General features: G+C 57.4%; 23 protein-coding genes. 10 read left to right on the top strand and 13 right to left on the bottom strand.

The annotated features are described in order from the left end of the window. Nucleotides 1-37: 37 nt before the first annotated feature. The 9 genes from ACR0NW_RS19340 to urtA all read right to left on the bottom strand — a co-directional run bounded on the left by ACR0NW_RS19340 (nt 38) and on the right by urtA (nt 9,259). Nucleotides 38-262 carry a hypothetical protein gene (locus ACR0NW_RS19340; RefSeq protein WP_170326242.1) on the bottom strand — a complete coding sequence of 75 codons (225 nt, stop codon included), beginning with the start codon at nt 260-262 and terminating at the stop codon, nt 38-40. A 133-nt stretch (nt 263-395) separates the two neighbouring features. Continuing rightward, nucleotides 396-620, bottom strand: coding sequence for a helix-turn-helix transcriptional regulator (locus ACR0NW_RS19335; protein ID WP_480452504.1), 225 nt, complete (start codon nt 618-620; stop codon nt 396-398). A gap of 103 nt (nt 621-723) precedes the next feature. After that, nucleotides 724-1,392 (bottom strand): hypothetical protein, encoded by a 669-nt coding sequence (locus ACR0NW_RS19330; protein WP_480452506.1) that lies wholly within the window; start codon nt 1,390-1,392, stop codon nt 724-726. A gap of 113 nt (nt 1,393-1,505) precedes the next feature. Continuing rightward, a complete protein-coding gene (locus ACR0NW_RS19325; RefSeq protein WP_480452507.1) occupies nt 1,506-2,690 on the bottom strand; it encodes a tyrosine-type recombinase/integrase in 1,185 nt (394 codons plus the stop codon). 604 nt (nt 2,691-3,294) lie between these two features. Next, nucleotides 3,295-3,990: an urea ABC transporter ATP-binding subunit UrtE gene (gene urtE / locus ACR0NW_RS19320; protein WP_480452508.1), complete on the bottom strand. Its 696-nt coding sequence runs from the start codon at nt 3,988-3,990 to the stop codon at nt 3,295-3,297. Between the two features lie 3 nt (nt 3,991-3,993). Then, nucleotides 3,994-4,734: an urea ABC transporter ATP-binding protein UrtD gene (gene urtD, locus ACR0NW_RS19315; RefSeq protein WP_480452510.1), complete on the bottom strand. Its 741-nt coding sequence runs from the start codon at nt 4,732-4,734 to the stop codon at nt 3,994-3,996. Further along, nucleotides 4,731-5,960 carry an urea ABC transporter permease subunit UrtC gene (gene urtC, locus ACR0NW_RS19310; protein WP_480452512.1) on the bottom strand — a complete coding sequence of 410 codons (1,230 nt, stop codon included), beginning with the start codon at nt 5,958-5,960 and terminating at the stop codon, nt 4,731-4,733. The genes urtD and urtC overlap by 4 nt, the downstream gene beginning before the upstream one ends. Before the next feature lie 3 nt (nt 5,961-5,963). Continuing rightward, a complete protein-coding gene (gene urtB / locus ACR0NW_RS19305) occupies nt 5,964-7,916 on the bottom strand; it encodes an urea ABC transporter permease subunit UrtB (protein ID WP_480452514.1) in 1,953 nt (650 codons plus the stop codon). Nucleotides 7,917-7,978: 62 nt separating this feature from the next. Further along, the gene (gene urtA / locus ACR0NW_RS19300) at nt 7,979-9,259 is read right to left on the bottom strand and encodes an urea ABC transporter substrate-binding protein (RefSeq protein WP_480452515.1); all 1,281 of its coding nucleotides are present in this window, start codon (nt 9,257-9,259) and stop codon (nt 7,979-7,981) included. Nucleotides 9,260-9,657: 398 nt separating this feature from the next. On the opposite strand from urtA, the gene ACR0NW_RS19295 reads away from it, so the two are divergent. Genes ACR0NW_RS19295 through ureG form a run of 8 tightly spaced genes read left to right on the top strand, consistent with a single transcriptional unit; the run spans nt 9,658 to nt 14,769 of the window. After that, nucleotides 9,658-10,473: an urease accessory protein UreD gene (locus ACR0NW_RS19295; RefSeq protein ID WP_480452518.1), complete on the top strand. Its 816-nt coding sequence runs from the start codon at nt 9,658-9,660 to the stop codon at nt 10,471-10,473. A gap of 1 nt (nt 10,474) precedes the next feature. Then, on the top strand, nt 10,475-10,777 hold the full coding sequence (locus ACR0NW_RS19290) for an urease subunit gamma (protein WP_170655068.1): 303 nt from the start codon (nt 10,475-10,477) through the stop codon (nt 10,775-10,777). 18 nt (nt 10,778-10,795) lie between these two features. Continuing rightward, nucleotides 10,796-10,957 (top strand): hypothetical protein, encoded by a 162-nt coding sequence (locus ACR0NW_RS19285; RefSeq protein WP_170655071.1) that lies wholly within the window; start codon nt 10,796-10,798, stop codon nt 10,955-10,957. Beyond that, nucleotides 10,954-11,286 carry an urease subunit beta gene (locus ACR0NW_RS19280; protein ID WP_170655075.1) on the top strand — a complete coding sequence of 111 codons (333 nt, stop codon included), beginning with the start codon at nt 10,954-10,956 and terminating at the stop codon, nt 11,284-11,286. Before ACR0NW_RS19285 ends, ACR0NW_RS19280 begins: the two co-directional genes overlap by 4 nt. Continuing rightward, nucleotides 11,261-13,021 (top strand): urease subunit alpha, encoded by a 1,761-nt coding sequence (gene ureC / locus ACR0NW_RS19275; protein WP_480452520.1) that lies wholly within the window; start codon nt 11,261-11,263, stop codon nt 13,019-13,021. Before ACR0NW_RS19280 ends, ureC begins: the two co-directional genes overlap by 26 nt. A gap of 17 nt (nt 13,022-13,038) precedes the next feature. After that, nucleotides 13,039-13,491, top strand: a complete 453-nt coding sequence (gene ureE, locus ACR0NW_RS19270) for an urease accessory protein UreE (protein ID WP_480452522.1) — start codon at nt 13,039-13,041, stop codon at nt 13,489-13,491. After that, nucleotides 13,457-14,128 carry an urease accessory protein UreF gene (locus ACR0NW_RS19265; RefSeq protein ID WP_480791894.1) on the top strand — a complete coding sequence of 224 codons (672 nt, stop codon included), beginning with the start codon at nt 13,457-13,459 and terminating at the stop codon, nt 14,126-14,128. Before ureE ends, ACR0NW_RS19265 begins: the two co-directional genes overlap by 35 nt. Continuing rightward, on the top strand, nt 14,125-14,769 hold the full coding sequence (ureG, locus tag ACR0NW_RS19260) for an urease accessory protein UreG (RefSeq protein ID WP_480452525.1): 645 nt from the start codon (nt 14,125-14,127) through the stop codon (nt 14,767-14,769). The genes ACR0NW_RS19265 and ureG overlap by 4 nt, the downstream gene beginning before the upstream one ends. Nucleotides 14,770-14,981: 212 nt before the next feature. Here ureG and ACR0NW_RS19255 read toward each other — a convergent pair whose 3' ends face one another. The 4 genes from ACR0NW_RS19255 to xrtT all read right to left on the bottom strand — a co-directional run bounded on the left by ACR0NW_RS19255 (nt 14,982) and on the right by xrtT (nt 20,898). After that, nucleotides 14,982-16,538 (bottom strand): ATP-binding protein, encoded by a 1,557-nt coding sequence (locus ACR0NW_RS19255; RefSeq protein WP_480452527.1) that lies wholly within the window; start codon nt 16,536-16,538, stop codon nt 14,982-14,984. Further along, nucleotides 16,532-17,215 (bottom strand): response regulator transcription factor, encoded by a 684-nt coding sequence (locus ACR0NW_RS19250; protein WP_480452528.1) that lies wholly within the window; start codon nt 17,213-17,215, stop codon nt 16,532-16,534. The genes ACR0NW_RS19255 and ACR0NW_RS19250 overlap by 7 nt, the downstream gene beginning before the upstream one ends. A gap of 153 nt (nt 17,216-17,368) precedes the next feature. Continuing rightward, complete coding sequence (locus ACR0NW_RS19245; protein WP_480452529.1) at nt 17,369-19,447, bottom strand: VIT and vWA domain-containing protein; 2,079 nt, start codon at nt 19,445-19,447, stop codon at nt 17,369-17,371. Continuing rightward, nucleotides 19,444-20,898 (bottom strand): exosortase T, encoded by a 1,455-nt coding sequence (xrtT, locus tag ACR0NW_RS19240; RefSeq protein WP_480452530.1) that lies wholly within the window; start codon nt 20,896-20,898, stop codon nt 19,444-19,446. The genes ACR0NW_RS19245 and xrtT overlap by 4 nt, the downstream gene beginning before the upstream one ends. Nucleotides 20,899-21,223: 325 nt before the next feature. On the opposite strand from xrtT, the gene ACR0NW_RS19235 reads away from it, so the two are divergent. Beyond that, complete coding sequence (locus tag ACR0NW_RS19235; RefSeq protein WP_480791893.1) at nt 21,224-22,324, top strand: efflux RND transporter periplasmic adaptor subunit; 1,101 nt, start codon at nt 21,224-21,226, stop codon at nt 22,322-22,324. After that, on the top strand, nt 22,325-25,444 hold the full coding sequence (locus ACR0NW_RS19230) for an efflux RND transporter permease subunit (RefSeq protein ID WP_480452533.1): 3,120 nt from the start codon (nt 22,325-22,327) through the stop codon (nt 25,442-25,444). Nucleotides 25,445-25,539 lie beyond the last annotated feature (95 nt).

The following is a 25,539-nucleotide window of genomic DNA, read 5'->3' as shown; positions in this document are numbered from 1 at the left end:
CTATTGTTTTGGGGCCGGGCTGGACGCCCGGCGGATATCATTGGCTTGCTGCGGCCTGCTTGCGTGAAATCCAGTTCTCTGCACGTTCAGCGCATTTGGCGACGTTCAGAAGGTCATTGTGAGAAAACGCACTGGTGGTACGCCAGTCGCCTTCCCCGTTCTTGTAGGACCTCGAGATGTCGACGGAAAAGAACCCATCGTTGTCCCAGATAGTTGCGGTAATTAGCCCGATTTTGAATTTGAAAGCGGGTTGTTGTGTCATGGTGAACTCCTTGCTTGAACCGTTTGGCAGACACATAGAGGGCGCGAGGTGGCGACACCCCGCGCCCCTGAGAGCCATCCGGCCCCAAAATCCCGCTCAGCGCTGCCAACTCTGAGCGGGCAAAACTTTAATGTCAGGAAGGTGCGGCGCTGGTATTGGCGACCCGCTTTTCCGCAATCCACTTTTGCAGATCGCGGCGGGTGTATCGAACCGACCGACCGGATACTTTTACAAACATCGGTCCACCGCCCCGCACGCGCCAGTTTTGCAAGGCGCGAACGGAGTAACAGAGGTAGTTTGCGGCTTCTTTTTCGTCCATAAGCCGGTCGAAGTAGTCAGGGTCAATCTGTGCTTGCATGGTCGCCTCGCTGCATGTCGTTTCGTTGCAACCAGAATGCAGCGTAGGAACCGATTATTCTAATGTCATATATGGCTCAAAATCTGTCCATTTTTGACATCCCCTATTTTTTAAGGCCAAACACGCGTAATGTCGCGTTGCCGATTGCCTGCGATGTCGGGAACCTGTGGTTCGGATCAACCCAGAAAAACGCATACATGAAACTAAAGAAGTCGCTCTTGTATGGCTGTTCTTCGTCCAGATCGTCGTAGCGATGAGTCTCCATCGGATCGCGTCCGGTGTAGTGCTGGAACACTTTGGCGAGCCGCTGGATCGTGTCTTCCAAGCTTTCGTTTTGTTTAGGCCTTGCGCGTGGGCGTTTGTGATGCTCCAGCGCGTCTCCAATCAAGAAGGCAATCTCGGGAAGTTTCGTGTTCAGGACATCAATCAGGTACTCTCCATAGTCCAGCCCTTCGTGATCGGAACCTATCGCGTTTTCAAAGTAGTCTTCTGGCTCATTTGCCATCCCAACTTCTTCGATTTCCCATTGGATTGAAGGAGGCAGATTTGAAAGCTGATCCAGCAAGGAACTGACGGTCTTGTCCAGCTTGCCATAGATCGCTTTGCGTTCTTTCGCAGGCAGTGGTGTTATCCGTCTGTCTTTGGGGTGGTAGTACTGAGCTATCCAACCAACGTCCGCAACAAACCCTTTTGCGACGGGCAACGGAAGTTGCATCTGGCTCCAAATGTTTTCGAAGTCCAGTTCGCTTTTCTTGTCCTGACTATCCAGCATATGTCGTGAGCCTGTATTGTTATCTATCTTAAGGTCGCTGTGTGGGGCCCTATGTAACATAACCTATACGTAGAGCGTCCAATTCCTTACCGATGCCCCTATGTAAGGTAACGTTACCGTACAACCCGCAGCGGTGCGGTTCTGACGTCCTTTCGGACCGCGCGCGCCAGCCGCGATGCAACCGATCCTGCTGCCCGTTGCACGGCATCATCTGCCAGATGTGCATAGCGCAGGGTCGTGGTCAGGTTCTTGTGCCCCATGATCTCTTTCAGCGTAAACGGGTCGATCCCGTCTTTCATAGCAACAGAGGCATAGGTGTGCCGCAAATCGTGAATACGGACATCTTCCAGTCCTGCCGCTTTACGTATACGCCGCCACGGCTTTTGCAGGTTGTGGAGCGGCCCGGTCTCTGACTCGCCTAATATTACATAGGGGGTTCCCGGTTGTCGGGGCAATTCCATCAGGATGTCATAGGCTTCCCTCGGCAGGGGAATGCGACGGCGTCCGGTCTTGCTGTCCGGCAATTCCAGATGGTGCGACGCAACATAGTCCCAGCGCAGCGTCAGAATCTCGCTGAGGCGGCATCCGGTGTAAATCAGCAGCAGGAGGGCCGACACCGCGTAAACGGTCTCTGTGCCCTCTTCCAGCGCCTCTGCCAACACTTCACCAAGGCGTATCTGTTCCTCGTCGGACAGGTAGCGTTTCTTTTCTTCTTCGCGGAACTTCTTGATCCGGCGCGCGGGGTTCGATCCCGGTTGCCGCAATCCCCAATCCTCGGCCAGATTAAACAGCTTCGACAGCATCGCTGCCGCCCGGTTGGCTTGATAGGGCGTTTCGCGCAACCCGTGATGAAACGCCACCACATCGGCGCGGGTCACCTCGGCAATCGGGATAGGGCCAAGCTTGGGGTGAATGAACCGGCGAATGAAGCTGTGATAGTCGCGGGCAGTTGTCGACTTGCAATGCTGGTCGACATATTCCTCTAGGAACCGGTCACAGAGACCCGCCACGGTTGGTGCGCGCCGCTTGGCCTGTTTCTCGGCGGAGGGGTCCGCCCCACGCGCCACGTCGCCCAGAAGCTGCTTGGCCCGTGTCCGCGCTTCCTCGGCGGTCAGAACGCCGTGCTGGCCGATGGTGACCCGTCGCGTCCGGCGTCCGGCCCGATACTGAACCAGATAGGTCTTTTTGCCGGAAGGATAGACCCGCAGCCCAAAGCCGCGCATGTCCCGGTCCCAAACAAGGTAATCCTTGGCCTCAACAGCAAGCCCCTCTACCGCGCGTTTGGTCAGTTTGAACATATCCAGAACACTCCTTGCTTCCGGCCTGCTTCCGGAAGCTATACGGAAGCAAATGGCGGCGAATTCTGGAGTAAGTCATGAATTCAAGGCGCAACGATGGTCAACGTAAATATTTGTTTTCGCTTCATTTTTGTCAGTGTGGCGAAGTTTGGAGAAATACGGAGAAATGGCTCTGGCCGTTCTTTTAATCAGTGGGTCGCAGGTTCGAATCCTGCACGGCTCACCACTTTTAATAGAATACGCTTTCCTTGCTGAGGGCTGGTTTCAACTTTGACGAACCTTTTTTAAAGGCTCGCCAGGTTGCGGTCGCCGCTGGGACGAGCAATGAGTTTCTCAAACGCGGAATCTGCCAATCCTTCGTGGCCCGAAACTACTGTATGCCGCTGATCTAGAGCAGCGTTCCATGGCCGGTCCGACAAGCGCCAGCAACCTCACGCTTCACGTTCACCAAAGAAGTTCTTACGGGCTGATTTTGTGGTGCGGTAACCCAGTAGGCGCACCAATTCTCAGTTGTTGATGCTGACACGCGCAGATCGAAATCCAAATTTTTTTGGATTAATAATATATGCCTAAATCGTCCAGAATTTACCTTCGCGAACGGAACCTAAACCGTTACCCCCTGTAAAACCTGATCGCGGGAAAGCTCCGATTTAGTCCCTGCCATCAGGATTTCGCCTCGCCTGAGAACAACGAACCGATCTGCAAGATCATAGGCGAAATCGAAATACTGTTCGACCAGAACAATCGCCATCTCACCTTTGGTTCTGAGGTGGCGGATGACCTCTCCGATCTGCTGGATGATGTTGGGCTGAATACCCTCGGTGGGTTCATCCAAAAGCAACAGCTTTGGCTTCGTGATCAGCGCCCGTGCGATGGCTAGCTGTTGTTGCTGACCGCCCGACAAATCTCCGCCACGCCGGTTCTGCATTTTCTTGAGCACCGGGAACAGGTCGAAAATCTCGTCGGGGACAAAATGATCACTGACAGGCAGACAGGCGAACCCGGTTTCCAGATTTTCCCGCACGCTCAGCAGCGGGAATATTTCGCGCCCCTGCGGAACATAAGCCACACCTTTCCACGCCATTTTATGTGCAGGCAGAATACCTAGTTCTTCGCCGTTCAGCTCGACTTCACCGCCGGACCGTGAATGCGTACCCGATACAGCCTTGATCAGGCTGGTCTTGCCGACACCATTGGTTCCCATCACACAGGTGACTTCCCCCTGTTTGGCCTCCATCGATATCCCGTGAAGGATTTGCGAATGCCCATAGTACAACGTCAGATCTGTCAGTTTCAGCATTGCTCAGCGCCCCAGATAGACGTCGATAACGTCCTGATTTGATGTGACATGGTCGAGACTGCCTTCGGCCAGAACTGACCCCTCGTGCAGGACAGTGACCTTGCAGTTCAGGCGGCGAACGAATTCCATATCGTGTTCGACCACCACCACCGCGCGGGTTCTTGCGGCTTTCACCAGCAAATCAGTGGTATGTTCGCGCTCTTGCGGGGTCATGCCGGCGGCGGGTTCATCCACCAGCAGCAGGCGCGGCTCCTGCGCCAGCAGCATACCGATTTCCAGCCATTGTTTCTGTCCGTGACTGAGCTCTCCGGATTTTCGGTTCAGTTCCGCCCTCAACCCGATTTCGGTGGCCAGCGATTGCACTTTTTGCAGATCGGCCTCTGCAGGCCGGTAGAACAAAACACGCAACCAGCCGCGCTTGTTCTTTAACGCCATTAACAGATTTTCCTGCACGGTCTGATCTTCAAATACCGTAGGTTTCTGAAACTTTCGCCCGATGCCCGCCTGTGCGATCCTGGCCTCGCTCATCCGTAGCAGCGACACAGATTTCTCGCCCCAGATCACACGCCCTTCGTCCGGGCGGGTTTTGCCGGTGATTATGTCCATGAAGGTGGTCTTACCCGCCCCGTTTGGCCCGATCACCGCCCGCAATTCGGCGTTACCGATCTGAAACGACAGGTTGTTGATCGCGCGGAACCCGTCAAAGCTGACAGAGACGCCGCTCACCTCTAGCAGAGTGTTCATTCGATGGCCTCCTTCTCGCGCAAGGCGCCGTCATCGGGGCCGAGGTTGGCGCCATGTCGGTCGGGATGGCGGCGGTTGCCGACCAGATCGAACAAACCGCCGATGCCTTGCGGGGCGAATAGTGTGACCAGCACAAAGGAAACGCCCAACAGGACCTGCCACCAGTCCACCCATTTGATTGTATAAAATCCCAGCGGGATATCCGGTGCCTGCCCGCCGGTGAACCATGTGCTGAGCAGGCTAACAAAGGCCGCGCCGATAACTGCCCCGTACAGCCGCCCACGCCCGCCTATTGCAACCCAGACAACCAGATAGATTGAGGCGATTGGCGCCATTTCCTCGGGGTTGATGATGCCCGCCTGCGGGTAATACAGCGCGCCCGCGACGGCGGCGATACAGGCCGTCAGCGTAAAGACCGTCAACTTGTAGACTTCGACCGAGTAGCCCAGAAACCGCACCCGCGCTTCGTTATCGCGGATACCGCGAATGACCGAACCAAATTTGCCCGAAACAATCCACGCCGCCAGCATATAGCCCAGCCCCAATGCAAGCGCCGAAGCCCAGAGAAACCAGACCGACACCACGTCCTGAGCGGCAGAGACTCCGGGTAAATTCTGTAAGCCTGACAAGCCGTTATTGCCGCGCAGTCCGCTGTCATTCTGAAAGAGATACAGCGCCAGTGCCAGGGTCATCGCCTGTGTCAGGATCGACAGGTAAACACCCGTAACCCGGCTGCGGAAGGCCAACCAGCCAAACACCAGCGCCAGCAGGCCCGGCACCAGCACCACCATGATCAATTGCAATGTCAGCGAATGCGAAAACGCCCAGATCAACGGAAAGTCGGACGCGCCCACAACGCCGAAAATCTGGTTGGCAATGGCGTCAGTGACCTCGGAATGGGTCGGCGGGATTTCCGATTTCGACAGTGACTCAACCACGATCAGGCGGGTGCGCTCATACATCAGCCACATGCCGATCATGTAACCCCCCAGCCCGAAAAACGCGAAATGACCCAGCGACAGGATCCCAGTAAAGCCCCAGACCAGATCCATCGCAACTGCGATCAGGCAAAGGCACAGGGTCTTGCCCAGAGTCTTTATGAAACTGGTTGAAATCACGCCGACCCCGAACCCTTCGGACAGGACGGTCACGCCCAAGGTGAACACCGACAGGACGGCCAGAAAGATTAGAACAGACGGGTTCTTGGCGACAAAGCTGCGTTCCATGGCTCAATCCCCCGCCGCGCGGCCCTTGAGGGCGATGATGCCCCGCGGCCGGAACTGGATGAAAATGATGATGAAGATGATCATGTAGGTCTGCGCGGCCAGCGTGTTCGAGGGGTTCATCCATTCGATCCCCTTTTGCAGAAAGCCGATCAATCCAGCCCCGGCAAGCGCACCCCAGATGTTGCCGACACCGCCGACAACCACGGTCATAAAGCTCTGCACGATATAGTTGCTGCCCAGATCCGACGTGACCTTGGCAAAAAGGCCAATGGCCACGCCTGCGATCCCGGCAATGCCTGAGCCAAGGCCAAAGGTCAGCATATTCACCCGCCCTGGGTTGATCCCCATCGAACCTGCCATGCGCCGGTTCTGCGTCACCGCGCGCATTTCCAGCCCCAGCCGCGTGCGCTTCATGATGAAAAGAAACAGAGCCAGAAAAATCAGCGCCAGTACAAAGATCGCAATCCGGATATAGCTGATCGAAACCACATCGTTCAGCACCCACGCCCCGTCCAGCCAGCCGGGCGCGGTCAGCGGGCGGGCCTGCGTGCCAAAGATGTTCTTGGCCAGTTGTTGCAGCGCAATCGAGATGCCGAAGGTTGCCAACAGCGTTTCCAGTGGCCGCGCATACAGCCAGCGGATCACCAGACGCTCCATCGCCACGCCCATCGCAAAAGTGACGGCAAATGCCAAGGGGATCGCAACAAGGATCGAAAGCGTGTGATCCGGAATGAATTGCTGCACCACGTAACCTGTATAGGCGCCCATCATGATGAACTCGCCATGCGCCATGTTGATCACGCCCATGACGCCAAAGGTGATCGCCAGCCCAACGGCGGCCAGGAAATAGATCGACGCCAGAGAAATCGCATCCAGCGTCAGATCAAGCGTCTGGTTCAGGCCAACTTTCAATTCGATCTGTTCCAGCGCTCTTTCGGCGGCGGCTGTGACTTCGGATGACGACTCAGCGTAGGATTCAATGAAAACATGCTCGCCCAGTGCAGCGTCGATGTCAGCCTCCGTTACCAAGGCAGGCACGAGTCCGGCTTCTGCCAGAGTGGCATACGCCTTTGTCCGTGAAGAATCGGTGTTCAGTTGCGCGACCGGAACTCCGCCCACACGGCCACCGTCGATATTCGCGGCCAGAGCCGCGCGGATGTCGCCCACCGACACACGCGGCGCAGCGAGATCGCCCGCGACCAACAGATCGTATGCCTCGTCCCGGGACAGGTACTCCGAACCAGGCACCAGAACAACGGCAACGTTCGCGTCCGACGGTAACTCCTTAACCGCCTTTCGTGAGGTCACGACCAGAGGGTTAAGCGCTGCGCGGACATCGACGCCCAGATCGCCGGACATTTCTTCGATGGCGGCTACGCGGGCCGCTGCGTCTTTATCGAACCCGATAGTCAGCAAGCGTTCAAGCCGTTGTTTCTGCACCTTCACGTCCGCATCCGGTTCACGCTCGATCGAGGCGCGCAGAGGTTCCAGCAAAGCACCTTCGGGATCGCGCTGGATGGATTGCAATGCTGCCAGACGTTTCGGACGGCTCGGGTCGGTCAGCTGGAACTGAACCAGCGCGGTGCCAATCATGGCGCGGATGCCGCTATTGGGCTTTAGCTGTTTCAGATCGGATTTCTCAAACGTGCCCACCACCGCGCCGGTGTCGAAATCGGTCAGCTCATAGGACCTCCCCTCGACCTTTTTCCCGGCGAAGAACAGACCGTCCGACTTGCGCATCCACATGTCCTTTGCGGCCCATGTTTCAAGCATGGTTTGCGCTTGCGGCAGGCCGCTGGTCGCGATCGCATCAATCGCCGGCTTGATCGTCTTGCGCGAGCTTTTGGCGATAATTGCCTGATGCTCCTGCAGGATCGGTTGCAGACTGGCCTCCTGCGCGCTGGCCGTCAGGCAGGCGCACAGCACTGCGAGGCCCGCTAGGAATAGTCGTAACATTTGGAGAAACCCGAGTATCTTTGGTGGTAAGGCGGGCGATGACACCCGCCTTGCTGCACAATTTAGTAGTTCGACAGGGTCTGAACGCAGGTCTTGGTCTCGGTGTTGTACATACCGCAGCCCAGATCTTTCCAATCCGATTTCAGTACTGCCGATTCCGGCAGGTAATCGGTCCAGGCATCACCCGGCACCACTTCGGTTTCGCTGATGATGTCGAACTGACCGTCTTCCTGAATCTCACCGATCAACACTGGCTTGGCCAGGTGGTGGTTCGGAAGCATCACGGCGGTGCCGCCGGTCAGGTTCGGAAATTCCTGCCCGTACATGGCGGAACGCACGGCGTCGACTTCGGTCGAACCCGCCTCGGTTGCGGCGTTCACCCACATGTTGAAGCCGATGTAATGCGCCTCCATCGGGTCGTTGGTCACGCGCTCATCGCCCATGGTGGCTTTCCAGGTCTCGACGAATTCGGCGTTGGCCTCGGTGTCAGCCGACTGGAAATAGTTCCACGCTGCCAGATGGCCCACAAGGTTGGCCGTATCCAGACCCGACAGTTCCTCTTCACCGACCGAGAAGGCCACGACCGGAATGTCATCGGCGGAAACACCGGCAGCGGCGAGTTCCTTGTAAAAGCCAATATTGGCGTCACCGTTGATGGTCGAGATCACGCCGACCTTCTTGCCATCTGCGCCCAGCGCAACCACGTCAGCCACGATCTTGGACCAGTCGGAATGGCCAAACGGTGTGTAGTTCACAAAGATATCGTCATCCGCGATACCGTTGCCCTTCAGATAGCTTTCCAGAATGTTGTTGGTGGTGCGGGGATAGACATAGTCAGTGCCCAGCAGCGCAAATTTCTCAACGCCCAGTTCCTCAAGGAAATAGTCCGTCGCCGGGATCGCTTGTTGGTTCGGGGCCGCGCCGGTGTAGAACACGTTTTTTGAGCTTTCCTCGCCCTCATACTGCACCGGATAGAACAGCAGCCCGTTCAGTTCCTCGATCACCGGCAGAACAGATTTCCGGCTGACCGAAGTCCAGTTGCCAAAGATCACGTCAACCTCATGCACGGTCAGCAGCTCGCGCGCTTTTTCTGCGAACAGCGGCCAGTCGGATGCCGGGTCGACGACAACGGCCTCAAGCTGTTTGCCCAGCAGGCCGCCTTTGGCGTTTTGCTGGTCGATCAGCATAAGCATAGTGTCTTTCAGCGTGGTTTCCGAGATCGCCATCGTACCCGAAAGCGAATGCAGCACACCGACCTTGATCGTGTCTTCGGCAGACAAAGCCGCCGTTGCCATGGCTGCAAAAATCGCCGACCCGGCGAGTGTGGATTTGAGAAATGACATGTAAGCCTCCTGGCGGGACCACAGGAGAGGGCTTGCGCATGGGCGCGCTCTTCTTCTACCTGTTCCCCGCAACTGTTGTTGCGTTCCGTGTGGCGGTTGTGTTCGAGGTCCAATTCGCGCAGCCGTCACACACCCCCGGGGTCATCTCCGCGGCGGGTATCCATACTGTTTCTGCATTGCGGCAAACTTGGCAAATCGACACCAATTCAATCTTTTAAATTGGCCTTACCTGCCCAATTTTTGACCACAGGTTTCAGCTTGTGTCCAAAAATTAGTCACGCACATCGGAAAATCACCTGATTACGGCACCGCAGAATAGAGTTCCGGCGCGCTACCGATGAAACAAGAGGCACAAATCTTAATCCCACAGGTATGCCATCACTCATCTCGCCCCCACATTGCCCAAGCAGTACGCAACGCCTCCACGTGCCAAGGGTGCGATTCGTCTGAGCGCCAAGCAATCGGGTGGCAGATCGGTACTGGACGGATTTCGCCAGTCGGGTTCGTTCAAATGTCTTTTCCCTCGCAGTAGCGATAGCGGGCTGGATGCGGTTCTGCTGAACACGGCAGGCGGGGTAACGGGCGGGGATGCATTCCGGTTCACCGGACACGCCGCTTCTGGAACCACCCTTACCCTGACGACGCAAGCTTGCGAACGCGCCTACAAGGCGCAGCCCGGACCGTATGGCCAGATCACGAACCGGCTGAGCGTTGATGCAGGCGCCCGGCTGAACTGGCTTCCGCAGGAAACCATCCTGTTCAACGGCAGTGCGCTGGATCGCCGGTTGTGGATCGATCTGGCCCCCGACGCAACCGCGCTGATGGTCGAGCCGCTGGTGTTCGGGCGTGCTGCCATGGGCGAGACGCTGACCGATATCCGCCTGCGTGACCGGGTCGAAATTTGGCGCAGCGGCGCGCCTGCGTTTCTGGATGCCACGCGATACTCGGGCGATCTGCACGCGCACCTGGCAAAACCACATATTGCCGATGGCGCGGGCGCGATGGCGCTAGTCCTCTTCATCTCACCCACCGCCGAGGGCCAGCTGAGTCCGGTCCGCCAGATGCTGCCCGACAGCGCCGGGGCCAGCCTGCTTCAGGGCGACCTGCTGGTGATCCGAATGCTGGCCGAAAACAGCTTTACCCTCCGCCGGGCACTGATGCCGGTGCTGCGACGGTTGAACGACGACCGCCTTCCCAGATGCTGGATGATCTGACATGAACCTGACCCCCCGAGAAAAAGACAAGCTGCTGGTCGCCATGGCCGCCGAGGTCGCCCGCAAACGACTGGCGCGCGGCGTCAGGCTGAACCACCCTGAAGCAATCGCACTGATTACCGATGCCGTGGTCGAAGGTGCCCGTGACGGACGTTCGGTCGCCGACATGATGCAGGCCGGGGCCGAGGTGATAACCCGCGATCAATGCATGGAGGGCGTGCCTGAGATGATCCACGAAGTTCAGGTTGAGGCCACCTTTCCTGACGGCACCAAGCTGGTGACCGTGCACAACCCCATCCGATAACCCGAAAAGGATTTCCCCATGACCCGAATTCTGTTCCCCGCCCTGATCCTTGCTGGCCCCGCAGTGGCGCATACCGACACCCATATCCACGCACATGGCACCGACTATGCCAGCCTTGGCGTCGGTCTGGCGCTGCTGGCGCTCGCCGTGATTGCCCTGATCGCCAAGCTGCCGAAATGATCCCAGGCGAAATCATTCCGGCGGACGGAACGCTGACGCTCAACGCCGGGCGCAGCGGGCGCCTTGTGATGGTGGCCAACACCGGCGACCGTCCTGTGCAGGTCGGCAGTCACTATCATTTTGCCGAGGCCAACCCGGCGCTGGAATTCGATCGTTATGCGGCTTTGGGAATGCGTCTGGATATTCCAGCCGGCACCGCCGTTCGGTTCGAACCGGGGCAAATGCGCGAGGTAATGCTCGTGCCTTATGGGGGTCGGCGCCACATTTACGGTTTCAACAAACATATCATGGGGGCTTTGAAAGATGCCGGGCAAGATCAGTCGGAGTGACTATGCCGCCATGTTCGGCCCGACGGTGGGCGACAGGGTGCGTCTGGCCGACACGGACTTGATCATCGAGGTCGAAAAGGACCTGATCGTTGATCGCGCGACCGCTGCCCGGTTCAGTGAATCGGGCCATCGCGAAGACGTCTATGGCGAAGAGGTCAAGTTCGGCGGCGGCAAGGTGATCCGCGACGGAATGGGGCAATCTCAGGCAACCCGTGCCGAGGGGGCCGTGGACACCGTCATCACCAATGCCCTGATCGTGGATCATTCGGGTATCTTCAAGGCGGATGTCGGCCTGAAAGACGGGCGCATCGCCGGACTGGGCAAGGCCGGAAATCCGGATACCCAGCCCGGTGTGGACATCATCATCGGCCCGGGCACCGAGATCATCGCTGGCGAAGGGCGCATCCTGACCGCCGGCGGGATCGACAGCCATATCCATTTCATCTGCCCGCAACAGATCGAGGATGCGCTGCATTCGGGTCTGACCACCATGATCGGCGGCGGCACAGGCCCAGCGCATGGCACTTTGGCCACCACCTGCACCCCGGGACCCTGGCATATCGGTCGGATGCTGCAGGCGGCGGATGCCTTCCCGATGAATCTGGCCTTCGCGGGTAAAGGCAACGCCTCGCTGCCTGCCGCACTGGAGGAACAGGTCAACGCCGGTGCCTGCGCCCTGAAACTGCACGAGGATTGGGGCACCACCCCCGCCGCCATCGACTGCTGCCTTTCGGTAGCCGATGCGATGGACGTGCAGGTGATGATCCACACTGACACGCTGAATGAATCAGGCTTTGTCGAAAACACCGTGGCCGCCATGAAGGGCCGCACCATCCACGCCTTTCACACCGAAGGCGCAGGCGGTGGCCATGCCCCCGACATCATCCGCATCTGCGGCGAAGACCACGTATTGCCGTCCTCGACCAACCCGACACGACCCTTCACCGTCAACACGGTCGAAGAGCATCTGGACATGCTCATGGTCTGCCATCACCTCGACAAGTCGATCCCCGAAGACGTGGCCTTTGCCGAAAGCCGCATCCGGCGTGAGACTATCGCGGCCGAGGATATCCTGCACGACATGGGCGCGTTCTCGATCATCGCGTCCGACAGTCAGGCAATGGGCCGTGTGGGTGAGGTGCTGATCCGCACCTGGCAAACCGCCGACAAGATGAAGAAACAGCGCGGTCGCCTTTCCGATGAAACCGGCGACAACGACAACCTGCGGGTGCGCCGCTATATCGCGAAATACACCATCAACCCGGCAATTGCGCACGGGCTCAGCCATGAGATTGGCAGCATCGAAGAAGGCAAGCGCGCCGATCTGGTGCTATGGAACCCCGCCTTTTTCGGCGTGAAGCCCGAGATGGTGCTGCTGGGTGGCACGATAGCCTGCGCTCAGATGGGTGATCCCAATGCCTCGATCCCCACGCCGCAGCCGGTCTATAGCCGTCCGATGTTCGGGGCCTATGGCCGCTCGGTCGAACATTCGGCGATCACGTTTGTTTCCGAGGCCGCGCAGGCCGAAGGGATTGGTGAAACACTCGGGCTTGCAAAACAGACCGTTGCCGTACGCAACACGCGGGATATCGGAAAACGAGACCTGATGCTCAACAACGCAACTCCCCGGATCGACGTCGACCCCGAAACCTACGAAGTCCGCGCCGATGGCGAATTGCTGACCTGCCAGCCCGCCGAAGTTCTACCGATGGCGCAACGCTATTTCATGTTTTGAGAATAAAGGAGGCCCCGATGACCACCGCGATCAAAACCGCCCGCATCTATCACGACCACCAACACTCTCAGGCCCATGCACAGGTCTCGCTGGACTATGACGGTCGCTTTCTGCGCCGCAAGATGCTGACGACGGATGACGGTGAGTCCTTTCTGGTCGATCTGGCGCAAACCAAATCGCTGGATCATGGCGGAGTGCTGGTGCTGGAAGACGGTCGCCAGATTGAAATTGTCGCCGCCGCCGAAAACCTGTTGGAGGTGACGGGTGATCACCTGCTGAGGCTGGCCTGGCATATCGGCAACCGCCATACTCCCTGCCAGATCGAGGACAGCCGCCTGCTGATCCAGCACGATCACGTCATCCGCGATATGCTGGAGAAGCTGGGCGCTGACATCCGGGAAACCGTTGAACCCTTTACCCCCGAAGGCGGCGCCTATGGCCACGGCAGGACCCATGGCCATTCCCACTGACACCGATATCCTGACCCTAACGCAATGGCTGTCGCCTGCCTACCCGGTGGGCGGGTTCGCCTATTCACATGGGCTGGAATGGGCGATTGACTGTGGCGCCGTGGCCAATGCCCCGGACACTGGCGACTGGATCGCCGATGTGATTGGACACGGATCGGGTCGCAATGACTGTATGTTCCTTGCGGCAGCCTATCGGGCGGAAACCTGCGAGGAACTGCACGACATCGACCGCACGTCCCGGGCCTTTTGCGCCTCGTCCGAACGCCTGCGCGAAACACATCTGTTGGGCGAGGCGTTCTGCGGCGTGACCTCGGATGTTTGGACGCTGGATATGGGAACTCTGACTTACCCCGTTGCCATTGGGCATGCCGCAAAGGCCCGGAACCTGCCGGTGCAACTGACGGCGCAGATGTTCCTGCACAGCTTCATGGCCAATCTGGTGGCCTGCGCAACACGACTGGTGCCTCTGGGCCAGACTGATGGACAGCGGTTGATCCGGGATCTGACACCCCTGTGTCAGCACACTGCGTCCGCGGCGACTGAGGCCGGGTTGGACGATCTGGGGTCAACCACGTTCCTGCCCGACATCGCGTCAATGAAACACGAAACTCAATATTCAAGGATGTTCCGAACATGAGCAACATGAACGGCCCACTGCGCGTTGGTATCGGCGGCCCGGTGGGCGCGGGCAAAACCACCCTGACCGCCGCCCTGTCCGAGGCGCTGCGTGACAAGGTTTCGATCGGTGTAATCACCAATGACATCTACACCCGCGAAGATGCCGAGGCGCTGATGCGGATGCAGGTTCTGCCGCAGGACCGGATCATCGGCGTCGAAACCGGCGGCTGCCCGCATACGGCGATCCGCGAGGACGCCTCGATCAATCTGGCCGCCGTGGCCGAGATGCAGGCCCGTCACCCGGATATCGAAGTCGTCCTGATCGAAAGCGGCGGCGACAATCTTTCGGCCACGTTCAGCCCGGAACTGGCAGATGTAACGCTTTATGTAATCGACGTGGCCGCGGGTGAGGAAATCCCGCGCAAAGGCGGGCCTGCGATCACCAAATCCGATGTGCTGATTATCAACAAAACCGATCTGGCCCCCCATGTCGGCGCTTCACTTGAGGTGATGAACCGGGATGCAACCAGAATGCGCAACGGTCGTCCTTTTGTGTTTTCGTCCCTTCGGCACAGAAAAGGGGTCGATGAGATCACCACTTTATTGGCGCAAATTGGGGGCCTGGAAATACCGGACGACTTGCGTTCACGCCGCGCTTAAAACACGCGAGCTGCCACGGAAGCCCTCTGTTGAAGAATTTACAGCGGCAGGTAATTCGACCGTTCAACCAAGGCAAACGTCGCTGTGGCGAAGTCCGGGCTGTCCGCTGCAGGCGCAAATTTTCGAGCTGGTCGAACATACGTACTGCGCAACAAGTCTGGAAAGCCGGCACAGACACAAAGTTGCTCGTGCTTTGTGCAATCGATAAAGGCTCAAAACCTGATCCGAAAACTGGCACCGTGCTTAGGAGTCATTGCCTCAATCACCGCATTGGCTTGCTTCAACACGGCAGCAACGATGGAAAGGCCCAGACCGGTTCCACCTTGATCCCGTCTGGTCGTGAAGAATGGGTCTGTGATACGAGCACTGTTTCGCGCGGAAATTCCCGTGCCGTTGTCGGCAACAATCAGGCTGGTTGAAGCCGCTTCATAGGTTATGTCGACACGCGTAGCCTCGTGCTGGAACGCATTTTGCAAAAGATGATGCAGAACAATTTGCCCCTGATCCTTGGACAAAGGCAGATACGTGTCGGACGGCGCGTGACACTCGATGACATGATCCGGGAACGAAGCTGACGCGGCCCCGACGATATCCGCCAGTGACGTTGGGGCCGGGTCTGTCTGCACGCTGGCCCGGGCCAATTCGCGAAGACGCCCCAGCAGAGCGTTCATGCGCAGGCCTTCTTGCTGAATGTTATGAACCAGTTTCTGATTGCGATCACCGGACACTGCAGACGGCCCGTCAGACAGCAGCTCAGCCGCGCCGAGAATTGCAGTGACCGGTGATTTTAATTCATGCGTGACATGGCTTGTGTAGGTCTCGATCGCTGTGGATCGATCCGACAAGGTTGCGGCCATCGAAACGACGTTGCTGCCCAAATCCGCCAGCTCCTGCACACCATAGTGCTGCACGGGATCAGGTATTGGTTTCGATCCGCTTGCAACATCCCGGCTCTGACTGCTGAGATCGCGAATTGGCTTTGAGATCAGCCGCCACATCATCCAACCAATCCCGGCCGCGGACACCAGCATGAATACAGCGACAGAACCCAGCGTGAACCGTTCCTGAAACAGAAATTTTCTCAGGTCCATCGGCGTACGAGACAGGTAAACAGCACCGATAACCCTGTTCCCCAACACCACCGGGTGGGCGACAAACACGCGGTAAGTGGTGTCTCGGCTGATCGAGTTCAGCAGGTGCCGCTTGGATGGATCGTCCCGATACCTCAGCAATGAGACGGTTTCTCCCTGCAGGGCCTGCGACACTTCTGGTACATGCAGAAAGGACCCGCTGACCGGTCCGCTGCCGGCAATGACCTGCCCGGCGTGATCTAAAAATACATATCCCGTCAGAGTCGTTTTTTTCGCCGAACTCGCCAGCTGTGACAGAGTTGGAGAGATCGCCGCATAGGTCACACCCAAAGGGTCTACAGCTTCAACCGGATCGGGACGAGGCGGCAAGACCTGACTGCGGAACAGATCCAAACTGGGCGGGATGGGGTGAAAATCCCGTGCAAGTCGTTCTATCTGTTGGTTGGACAAGCGATGACCGAGATCGGGCGAAGCCTGCAGTTCCGAGAACGCCGCAGCGTACATTTCGGCAAGGATAACCGCCTGAGACAGCAAACCGCGCTCAGTCTCACGCGCGAACTGGTTGCTGGACAGCCGGGCGCCCAGTACGCCGATGATCGGGAGTGTCACCAAGGCCATGCAGACCAGTGCAATTACCAGCGCAAGCGATGGCCTCCACTTTTTCTTGATGGTCAACACTGGCAAATGCCCAGTTTCACCCCAACCCCGTGCACAGTTTGGATCAAGTCAGGATAGCCCAGCGCACGCGCCTTTTGACGGATATTGCGGATATGACTATCGACCGTGCGACCGGACAGATAGGTATTGTGACCATAGACCAGTTCGATCAGCCGCGCGCGCGAATAGACTCTGCTTGGTGTCTTTGCCAGGATCGACAACACCGAAAACTCGATCCCGGTCAGCTGAATCTCGGCCTCGGCCAGGGTGCAGCAATGTGCGCTATGATCCAGTCGAAGATCCTGAAATACCGTCACTTCGTCCGGCGCATCTGAAACGCTGGCGCGGGCAAGGATGGCCTTGATCCGCAGCACCAGCTCTCGTGGGCTAAAGGGTTTGGTGACATAGTCATCCCCACCAAGCTGAAAGCCCAGAATACGATCAATCTCATCATCGCGCGCAGTCAGAAACAGGATCGGCACAGTCGAACTTTTGCGAAGCTCCCTGCAGGCTTCCAGCCCGTCCATTTCCGGCATCCCGATATCCAGAACCACCAGATCAGCCGGAGATTTGCCGAACAGTTCCAGTGCATCCTGACCGGTGGCCGCCTCGGTTGTTCGAAAGCCGGAATCTTCCAGCGCAAAGCGAACGACATCACGAATGCGGGCATCATCGTCTACGATCAGGATGTTGTTCACTATGCGCGTCCGTCATCGAAGTTTCACCGAAGTCACGATCAGAGATCATACTGCCATTGGCTGGGTCAAGTGGAGCCTGCACCTGCGGTCTGCGCCAGGTGAAATCATCCCCCAACCACCAGGCATCTGTGCGCAGTTTGTAGGGGACGTTTCTCATGCAGCAACCCTCCGACTACGCGTCAGACGCAGCGCGCCCAGAGCCGCCAGAATAATCAGTCCAAATATCGTTTGCGGCTCGGGTGTGGATGATCCACTGAACGCGGTTTTGGGATAGGCCCCGGCACCCACACCCGCCACCTGAGGCAAGGCCACCGGAGTAGCGGCTGTTGGCGCGTCGCCAGTGTTGACGATCATTTTTGACACGGCAACAAATGAGGTGAACTGCGTCTGAAGATTGAACTGCAATCCAAGATCGGTGATCTGCGCCTCAAGCTCTTTGGGATCGCCAGCCTGTACAGCGATGGCACGGTCGAAATCCGCAATTTTGGTACGGGCCCAGGTCAATGGGATCGCAGCGCCCTGAAGCGTATCCTCCTTTGGGTCGGAAACTGTTGGCAGAACCGGCGACAGTGGCATTTGCGCTTTTCTGCCCTGCACCAGGCCATTGATCGTGATGTCGGCAGGCCCGCCACCTTCGTACCGGGCCATAACCCGGATTGAGCCGCCATCGAACAGGTCTGGAATGTGCTGTGGTACCACTTCGCTGACATTCAACTCGCCCCAATCAATGGAGATATCAGTCAACACCGGCGATTTCAGGTCTCGGGCCAGCGTATCCGCGACATCCGAGGCGCGCTGAGTCGGATCAACATAGCGTGCATAGCCGCGGCCTTCTTCGGCCATCGCGTCCAAAAGGTAACGATTTACCGAAGTACCCACCCCAAAGGCATAGATACGGGCATCGCCGATTTGCCGCCGGATTGTGCGCAGAACACGCGACTCGTGACCGATATAGCCATCGCTGAGGAAAACGACGATGCGCAGCGTGTTGGCGGGCTGTCGCGTTGCAAAAGCGTGACGAATTGCATTGTCGATTTCAGTTCCACCCCCGGCACGAAGACCGCGCACATAGCGCAAGCCAGACCGGATGTTGCCACGCGTGGCAGGAACGGCTTGGGATGCGAACTCGGACGCACCCGAAGAAAACCGGATCACGCGGAAATAATCCTCGGGGCGCAGCCCCTGCAGGGCGGATTCCATAAACCGTTTGCTGGCATCCAGAGGCGCGCCGCCCATCGAACCCGAGGTATCCAGAACAAAGACCAGCTCTCGTGCGGTGATTTGATCCGCTTGCGGGATCTTGGGCGGTTCAACCAGCAACGATACAAAGCCGCCTCTCTCATCGTGATGGGCCAGCACTCCGGCAGTTGTCTCATCACCACCAAGTTCGTAGCGCAAAACAAGGTCACGGTTGTCGATCACCCGCCCGTCCCGAAAAGTGGCGCTGATCACTCCTTCTGATTGCTGGATTTGCAAGTCATGCGTTGCGCTTGTCAGGTTTGAAACAGGAACAGCCCCACGAAGGTTCAGATCCAGCGAGACCCGCGCGGGTTCGATGACATCCGGGTTTGAAAGGCGTGGAACCGGTGGGTACTCCGGCAGCTCGGAAACCGTCCAACCGTCGACCTTGGTTGAGGCAGCCGGGTCTTCTTCGTGGAAATCCGCCAACACAACGTGCTCGGACATTGGGTTGGAATTCACTGCCCCCTGATAGCGCGGCCCGACGACCAGCGGCAGAACCAGTTCATAAGCATCGTCGATTTTGGGAACGGCCTGCACATAGCTAAGCGTTACCGTGATCGGCTGCCCCGGCATCAGGTTGGCGACATTCTGTGTGAACATGTTGGGACGATGCTGGGTCAAAAGGGCCGCTGCCTTGCCCTCTTGCTTTGCGGTCTCAAAGGTCTGTTCGGCCTGCTGTTTTGGTTGAATCTGCGCCTCAACCACTTCGTCCCCCACATGCATTTGCATCGCATAGACGGCAGCCTTTTGGTTGAGAGGGAACAGATATTCCGCCGACATCGGATCATCCGACGGATTGACGAACACCTGCCGCACCTGAACAGTTGCCATATCCCCCTGAATATCAACGGAAAGGTCCGATTTCAGCAGAGGCAAGTCCAGTTGCCCGGCTGCCCCGCTGCCGATCAAACGACCTGCGATCTCGTCGTCGGGCTGTGCGTACACGGCCCCGGGCAGCAGCAGAAAAACAAAAGCAAAATAGCGTATCATATGTCCGTTCCTTTGATGGTTTGAATGTCCAGAGCTGCGATCGTGGCAGCGTCGAGTTCGGCGCGCAGTGCGGTGTCCAGCGCCCATGGGGTGATCCTTTGCACGCTGCTCCAGGTGCCGCCGGTCCCGTTCAACCAACGCCAGATCGCTTCGCCCACGCTGGGGGTGACCTGCCCGCTCTGCGAGACATAGCTGACCGCAACCAACCACCGGTCTCCGACGGGGCCCGTGGCCCGATAGTAGGCGCTGGGAACGCCGTCATAGCGTGTGCCCAGAAACCGAACCTTGTAGCCAAGGCCCCGCAGGCAGATTTCAGGAGCATGCAAATGCCGCAGCGGTGCGCGTGTGCTGACCACATTCAGCCCAAGCGGACCGAACTGGGCCTTCTGTGCCTGCCCGCCATATGCTTCAAAATAATGAGCTTCCATCTGTGTCAGGGGCACTTTCTGGCCCTGAAATCCTTGGATTTGCGCGGGCAGGATCGGCACCGTCACGCTACCCGAAACGTCCACCGGGTTTGCCTTTAGGGACACGATGGCAATGCTGCCGATCAGGCAAGCAATCCCCGCCAGCATTTTGATGGGTTTCGGCAGAATAAATGGCTTGGGCCGTGGGCGGCTTTCGCGCGCCTTTCTGCTGCAGGGCCGATAGAACAGGGCAAAGGGTGCGACGGTCAGGCCAAGTGTCGTCAACCCTATAAGGCTGTGCCAGGGCTCGGCCATCACATCCAGATCATAAGCGAGGCCAGTTGCCAGCAGCGAAATGCGCAGACTGTTTCCAAGTGTGGCGCATCCAGTTGCGGCCAACAGGATGAAACCGCCGACATGCCACGGTGGCCTCATAACCGCGTTTTGGGTCACCACGAAGGCCAGCGACAGCAAAAGACCCGAGGCTCCGGAACAGGGCAGGTCTACAAGGATGTCCTTCCGCTCCAGGGTGATGCGCACCCCATCGCAGGCCACATTCGAGAACAGTGTGCCGAGCATATGGCAGGCCAATTCCGCCGAAACCATCTGCAACGGGAACCCAAGCGTGCGCTGCAGGATCATTTCTGTTGGCAGGGAGAACAGAAACAACGCAGCCATCCAGAATGGCGAAATCGCAAATGGTCGACGATTTAGCTGCAGCAGCACAACCAGTGCAAAGACATCTACAGCAAGCGCAAGTGCACTGAGAATGTTGACCGCCAGTATCTGCCCGAAAAACCGGATCAATGCGGCCATCAACAACAAGGCAATCGCCGGCATCCCAGAGACAGCTTCTTTCGGCCGCCCGCTCAGCAAACTCATCCCGGCCAGACACAAAATCAGCAGGACATAGGCGTACCCGTAAGACTCATAAGCAGGACTGAGCCAACTTCGGACAAGCCATTGCAAAGGCTGCACGGCCAATATTGCCGAGGCAATCGCGAATGCGCACCAAGCCACTGTATCTGTGGAATAACTTTTCATGCCGCCAGTTGTGAACGGCGAACGCGCATTTACTCTGCCCAAGTTGTGCAGATTCTGATGAGATTGCCGCTATTTGCGAACCTGATCCCATCATTGTCCTGGCAAATTTACGAAGAAATGGCCGACATAGGAGGACAACCCATCTATTTCGTTTCCGCCGTCATCAACTTCCGCAAGAAGCGGTGGATACGCAGAAAACTGTTGTTGGTGATAATGCGGGCAAAATAAGCTATCAATAATTCAGGGTGTTGAGTTTCAGGAGGAGCGAGTGCGCTTTGGGCAGCGAATAACGGGTGAGAACCGGGGCGCACGCCATGTATTTTCGGTGTGCCTGTTGATCCTCGTTTCCGGCTGCTTCGAGAAAGAGTCGGATGAAACAAAAGCCAAAGCACCGAAGGTTGTCGTAGCCCAGGCAAAGACACAAGAAGTACCTCTTTTTCTTGAGCTGACCGGACGAACCGAGTCGCCCAACACGGTGTCCATTCGGTCTCGCGTCGATGGTCACGTTGAATCGCGCCCCTTTAAAGAAGGTACAGATATCGTCAAAGGCGATACCCTGTTCGTAATTGACCAACGTCCTTACGAAACTGAACTCAAGCGCCTCAAGGGCGAGCGAGACAAAAGCCAGGCCAGCTTAGACTTCGCCAACAGAGAGAAGGAGAGGGTTTCCGCTCTGGCGAGTGATGGAACAGTCGCGCAGGAGAAATTGGACGAGAAAACCACCAGCGCGGCCGAAGCAAAGGGCGATCTCGACAGTAGCCAAGGCGCGGTGGACTCGGCTCAGGTCAACCTTGATTACGCGACGGTTTCCGCCCCAATCGATGGACGTATCGGACGGGTTTATCAGGATGTCGGCAACGTCGTTTCGGGAAATGACACTGTCCTGACTGAACTGGTCCAGATGGATCCCTTGTTTGTCTATGTAAGCCCAAGTGAGGCGCAATTTCTGGAACTGGAAAAATACAGATCGGCAAATCCAGATCTGAAGGTCGCGATCACGCTGGTCGACGGCAGCGTACACCCGCACGCAGGTGCGCTTGATTTTTCGGAACCGGGCATTGATCCCACGACCGGTACTATTGCTGTGCGTGCCGTGTTTCCCAATCCCGACAAAACGCTGCGCCCCGGTCAATATGCCAGAGTGAACATCCAGCTTGCCGAGCAGTCAGGCCAGATAACTGTACCCTCAGAAGCGATCGCGCAGGATCAGGCCGGTTTCTTTGTTTTTGTCGTCGACAAAACCGACAAGGCCGAAATGCGCCGGGTAACCGTTGGTCGCAACTTCGAAGGTCGCCGCATCGTTATGACAGGGCTCAAGGACGCTGAAGTGGTGATCATCAAGGGGCAACAGCGCGTCCGGTCAGGCATGGCTGTGGAGGTTACAAAACCTTCTGCCGGTTCGGATACGGACAAGGCTGATGGCTGAATGCTGAGCCGGTTCTTCATCTTCAGGCCCGTCTTTGCCTCGGTTATCGCGCTGGTCATCGTGATCGCCGGGTTGATTTCGATACCACTGCTTCCCGTCGGCGAGTTTCCGGAAGTCGTGCCTCCGACGGTTGTCGTTAGCGCCACGTATACCGGTGGCAGCGCCGAAGTTGTCGAAGAGGCAGTGACCATACCCCTTGAGGAGCAGATCAACGGCGTTCAGGGGATGGTTTACATGTCGTCCACCAGCTCCAATGACGGCACTTCGAACATAACTGTCACTTTCGAGGAAGGTTACGATCTTAGTATTGCAGCCGTGGATACGCAAAACAGGGTTTCCACAGCGATGGCGCAACTTCCGGATGAGGTCGTCGCCTCGGGAGTGACCGTCACAAAGGAGTCGGTTGACCTGATCATGGGGGTTAACCTTATTTCGCCGAACGGCCAATTCGACGAACTCTTCATCTCAAACTACGCGGACATCCACATCACGGATCGTCTCAAGCGTATTCCGGGTGTTGGAACGGTTATGGTTTGGGGTGAGCGGGTCTATGCAATGCGGATCTGGCTTGATCCCGAAAAGATGGCAAGCCTCGGCCTGACCGCATCTGATGTTTATGACGCGATAACCGAACAAAACCAGCAGGTCGCCGCCGGTTCGTTGGGCGCGCCGCCGAACCATAACAGCCAGAAATTCCAACTGACGCTGACTGCAAAAGGAAGGCTGCAAAACAAGGAAGAGTTTGAAGATATCGTTCTGGGCATCGGCGGTGACAGTGCTGTCATCAGGCTTAAGGACGTGGCGCGGGTGGAACTGGGCGCCGAGGACTATTCGTTCAACTCGACCTTGGATAGCGGCCCGACGGTGGGCCTTGGTGTCATGCAGCTTCCGGGGGCCAACGCCCTGCAACTGGCATCGCAGGTTCGCGAAACCATGGCGGAACTGTCACAGGATTTCCCTGAGGGTCTTGAGTATACGGTTATCTACGACACAACGAACTTCGATCGAGAAGCCATTCGAGATGTTCTCTTCACACTTGGTCAGGCCATCCTGCTTGTCGTTTTTGTCATTGTCATCTTCCTGCCCAACCTGCGGGCGGCGCTAATCCCGGTGATAACAATTCCGGTCTGTCTGATCGGCACCTTCGCTTTGATGTACGCTTTGGGCTTTTCAATCAATCTGCTGACGCTGTTCGGTCTTGTGCTGGCGGTTGGTCTGGTTGTCGATGACGCAATCGTCGTGGTCGAGAACGTATCGAGGCATATCGAAAACGGTGAGACGGATGCCAAAGTAGCCGCACGTCGCGCGATGGACGAAGTCACCAGCCCGATTGTGGCCACTTCGCTGGTTTTGATGGCGGTTTTCATACCTGTTGCCCTGATGCCCGGGCTGACAGGCAAGTTATATCAGCAATTCGCCCTGACCATTGCCTCGGCCGTTGCTATTTCAGCAATCAACGCCCTGACGCTCAGTCCAGCCTTGTGTGGTTTGCTTTTGGGCGGGGCACGACCAAAAGCCAAGATAATCCAGAAATTCGATGCCGGGTTTGCATGGTTTACGCGGCGCTATGAGGCGGTTGTCGGCTGGTTCATCCGGGTCTGGCAACCTGTGGCACTGGGCTTTGCGGCGTTACTGGCGGGAACCGTCTACATGTTTACCGTCGTGCCCGTGGGTTTTATCCCAAACGAAGATCAGGGCTATTTCATCATCAGTCTGGAAACGCCGGAAGGTACCGCGCTGGGTCAGACCCAAAAGGTCGTCGATCAGGCCTACGAAATTCTGCATGATCTGCCAGGGGTCAAAGGTGTCATTACTTTCACCGGTTTCAGCATTTTAACAAACACTTCAGCGCCCAATCAGGGCAACCTGTTCGCAGTTCTCGAATCCTGGGACAAGAGAAAGGGGTCGGGTGAAAGCGTAGCTGCGCTCATTGCCAAGGCGCAGGCGCAATTCGATGAGATCCCTGGCGGAATACTGACCACCTTCAATCCACCCCCCATTTTTGGCCTGTCGCCAACCGGGGGGTTCCAGTTCGAATTGCAGGACACAACGGGCGGCTCGCTGCAGGACTTGGAGCAACTGACTCGGGAAATGGTTGCGTCTGGAAATGCCCGGCCTGAGTTGTCCGGCCTGTACAGCCCGTTTTCCGCCAGCACTCCGCAGCTGCATATCGAGCTTGACCGCACCAAGGCTCTGACCGAGGGCATTTCGATTGGTGATGTCTTTGATGCGCTGCAAACGTTTTTGGGCGGCGTCTACGTCAACGATTTCAACGTCTACGGCAGGGTGTACAAAGTCTATCTGCAAGCCGATGTAGATGCCCGGCAAGCCGAAGAGGACATTGGTCGGCTGTACGTGCGCAACGACAAGGGCAGCATGGTACCATTGAGTGCTTTGGTAAAGTTGCAGCCCCAGATCGGCGCGCGCACCATCAATCATTACAACCTATTCCGTTCGACAAGTATCAGCGGCGCCGCAGGCGAGGGACATAGTTCCAGTCAGGCGATCACGGCCATGAACGCATTGGCGAAACAAACGCTTCCAAGGGGGTATACTTTCGAGTGGACCGGTAATGCGTATCAGGAAATCAAAGCGGGGAACGTAGCGCCGATCCTTTTCACGCTGGCTGTCGTATTCGCCTTTCTGTTTCTTGCCGCCCAGTATGAAAGCTTTGTGATGCCGCTAATGGTTCTGTTGGCGGTTCCACTCGCGATATTCGGAGCGTTGGTGGCGCAATGGTTTCGAGGTTACGACAACAACATCTATTGCCAGATCGGACTGGTCATGTTGATCGGTCTGGCAAGCAAAGGCGCCATCCTGATTGTCGAGTTCGCCCGACGTCGACGTCAGGAGGGTCTTTCGATTGAAGAGTCGGCAATGGAAGCCGCACGCATCCGGATACGGCCATTGTTGATGACTGCGTTTGCTTTCATCCTGGGCGTCGTGCCGCTGGTCATTGCCAGCGGTGCCGGATCTGCCGCACGAAGATCCCTTGGAACTGCTGTCTTTGGCGGGATGATTGTCGCTACAGTGCTTAGCCTCGTGCTTGTACCGGTATTGTACGTCGTTATCGAACGGCTACGCGAGCGTCTGACGAAAAGCCGCGCGATTTCCGGTTGAGACCGCACAGTCAGGCTATTCGAGCCTAAGGGCCAACAACAGCTCTAGGCCGTCGCTTCCACAACAAATGGCGACAAGAGGCTCAAACTATCTGC

The sequence above is a fragment of the Ruegeria sp. CF5 genome, assembly GCF_056537325.1.
The sequence above is the reverse complement of the archived record's forward strand: the minus strand, read 5'-3'. Positions and strand labels throughout refer to the sequence as shown.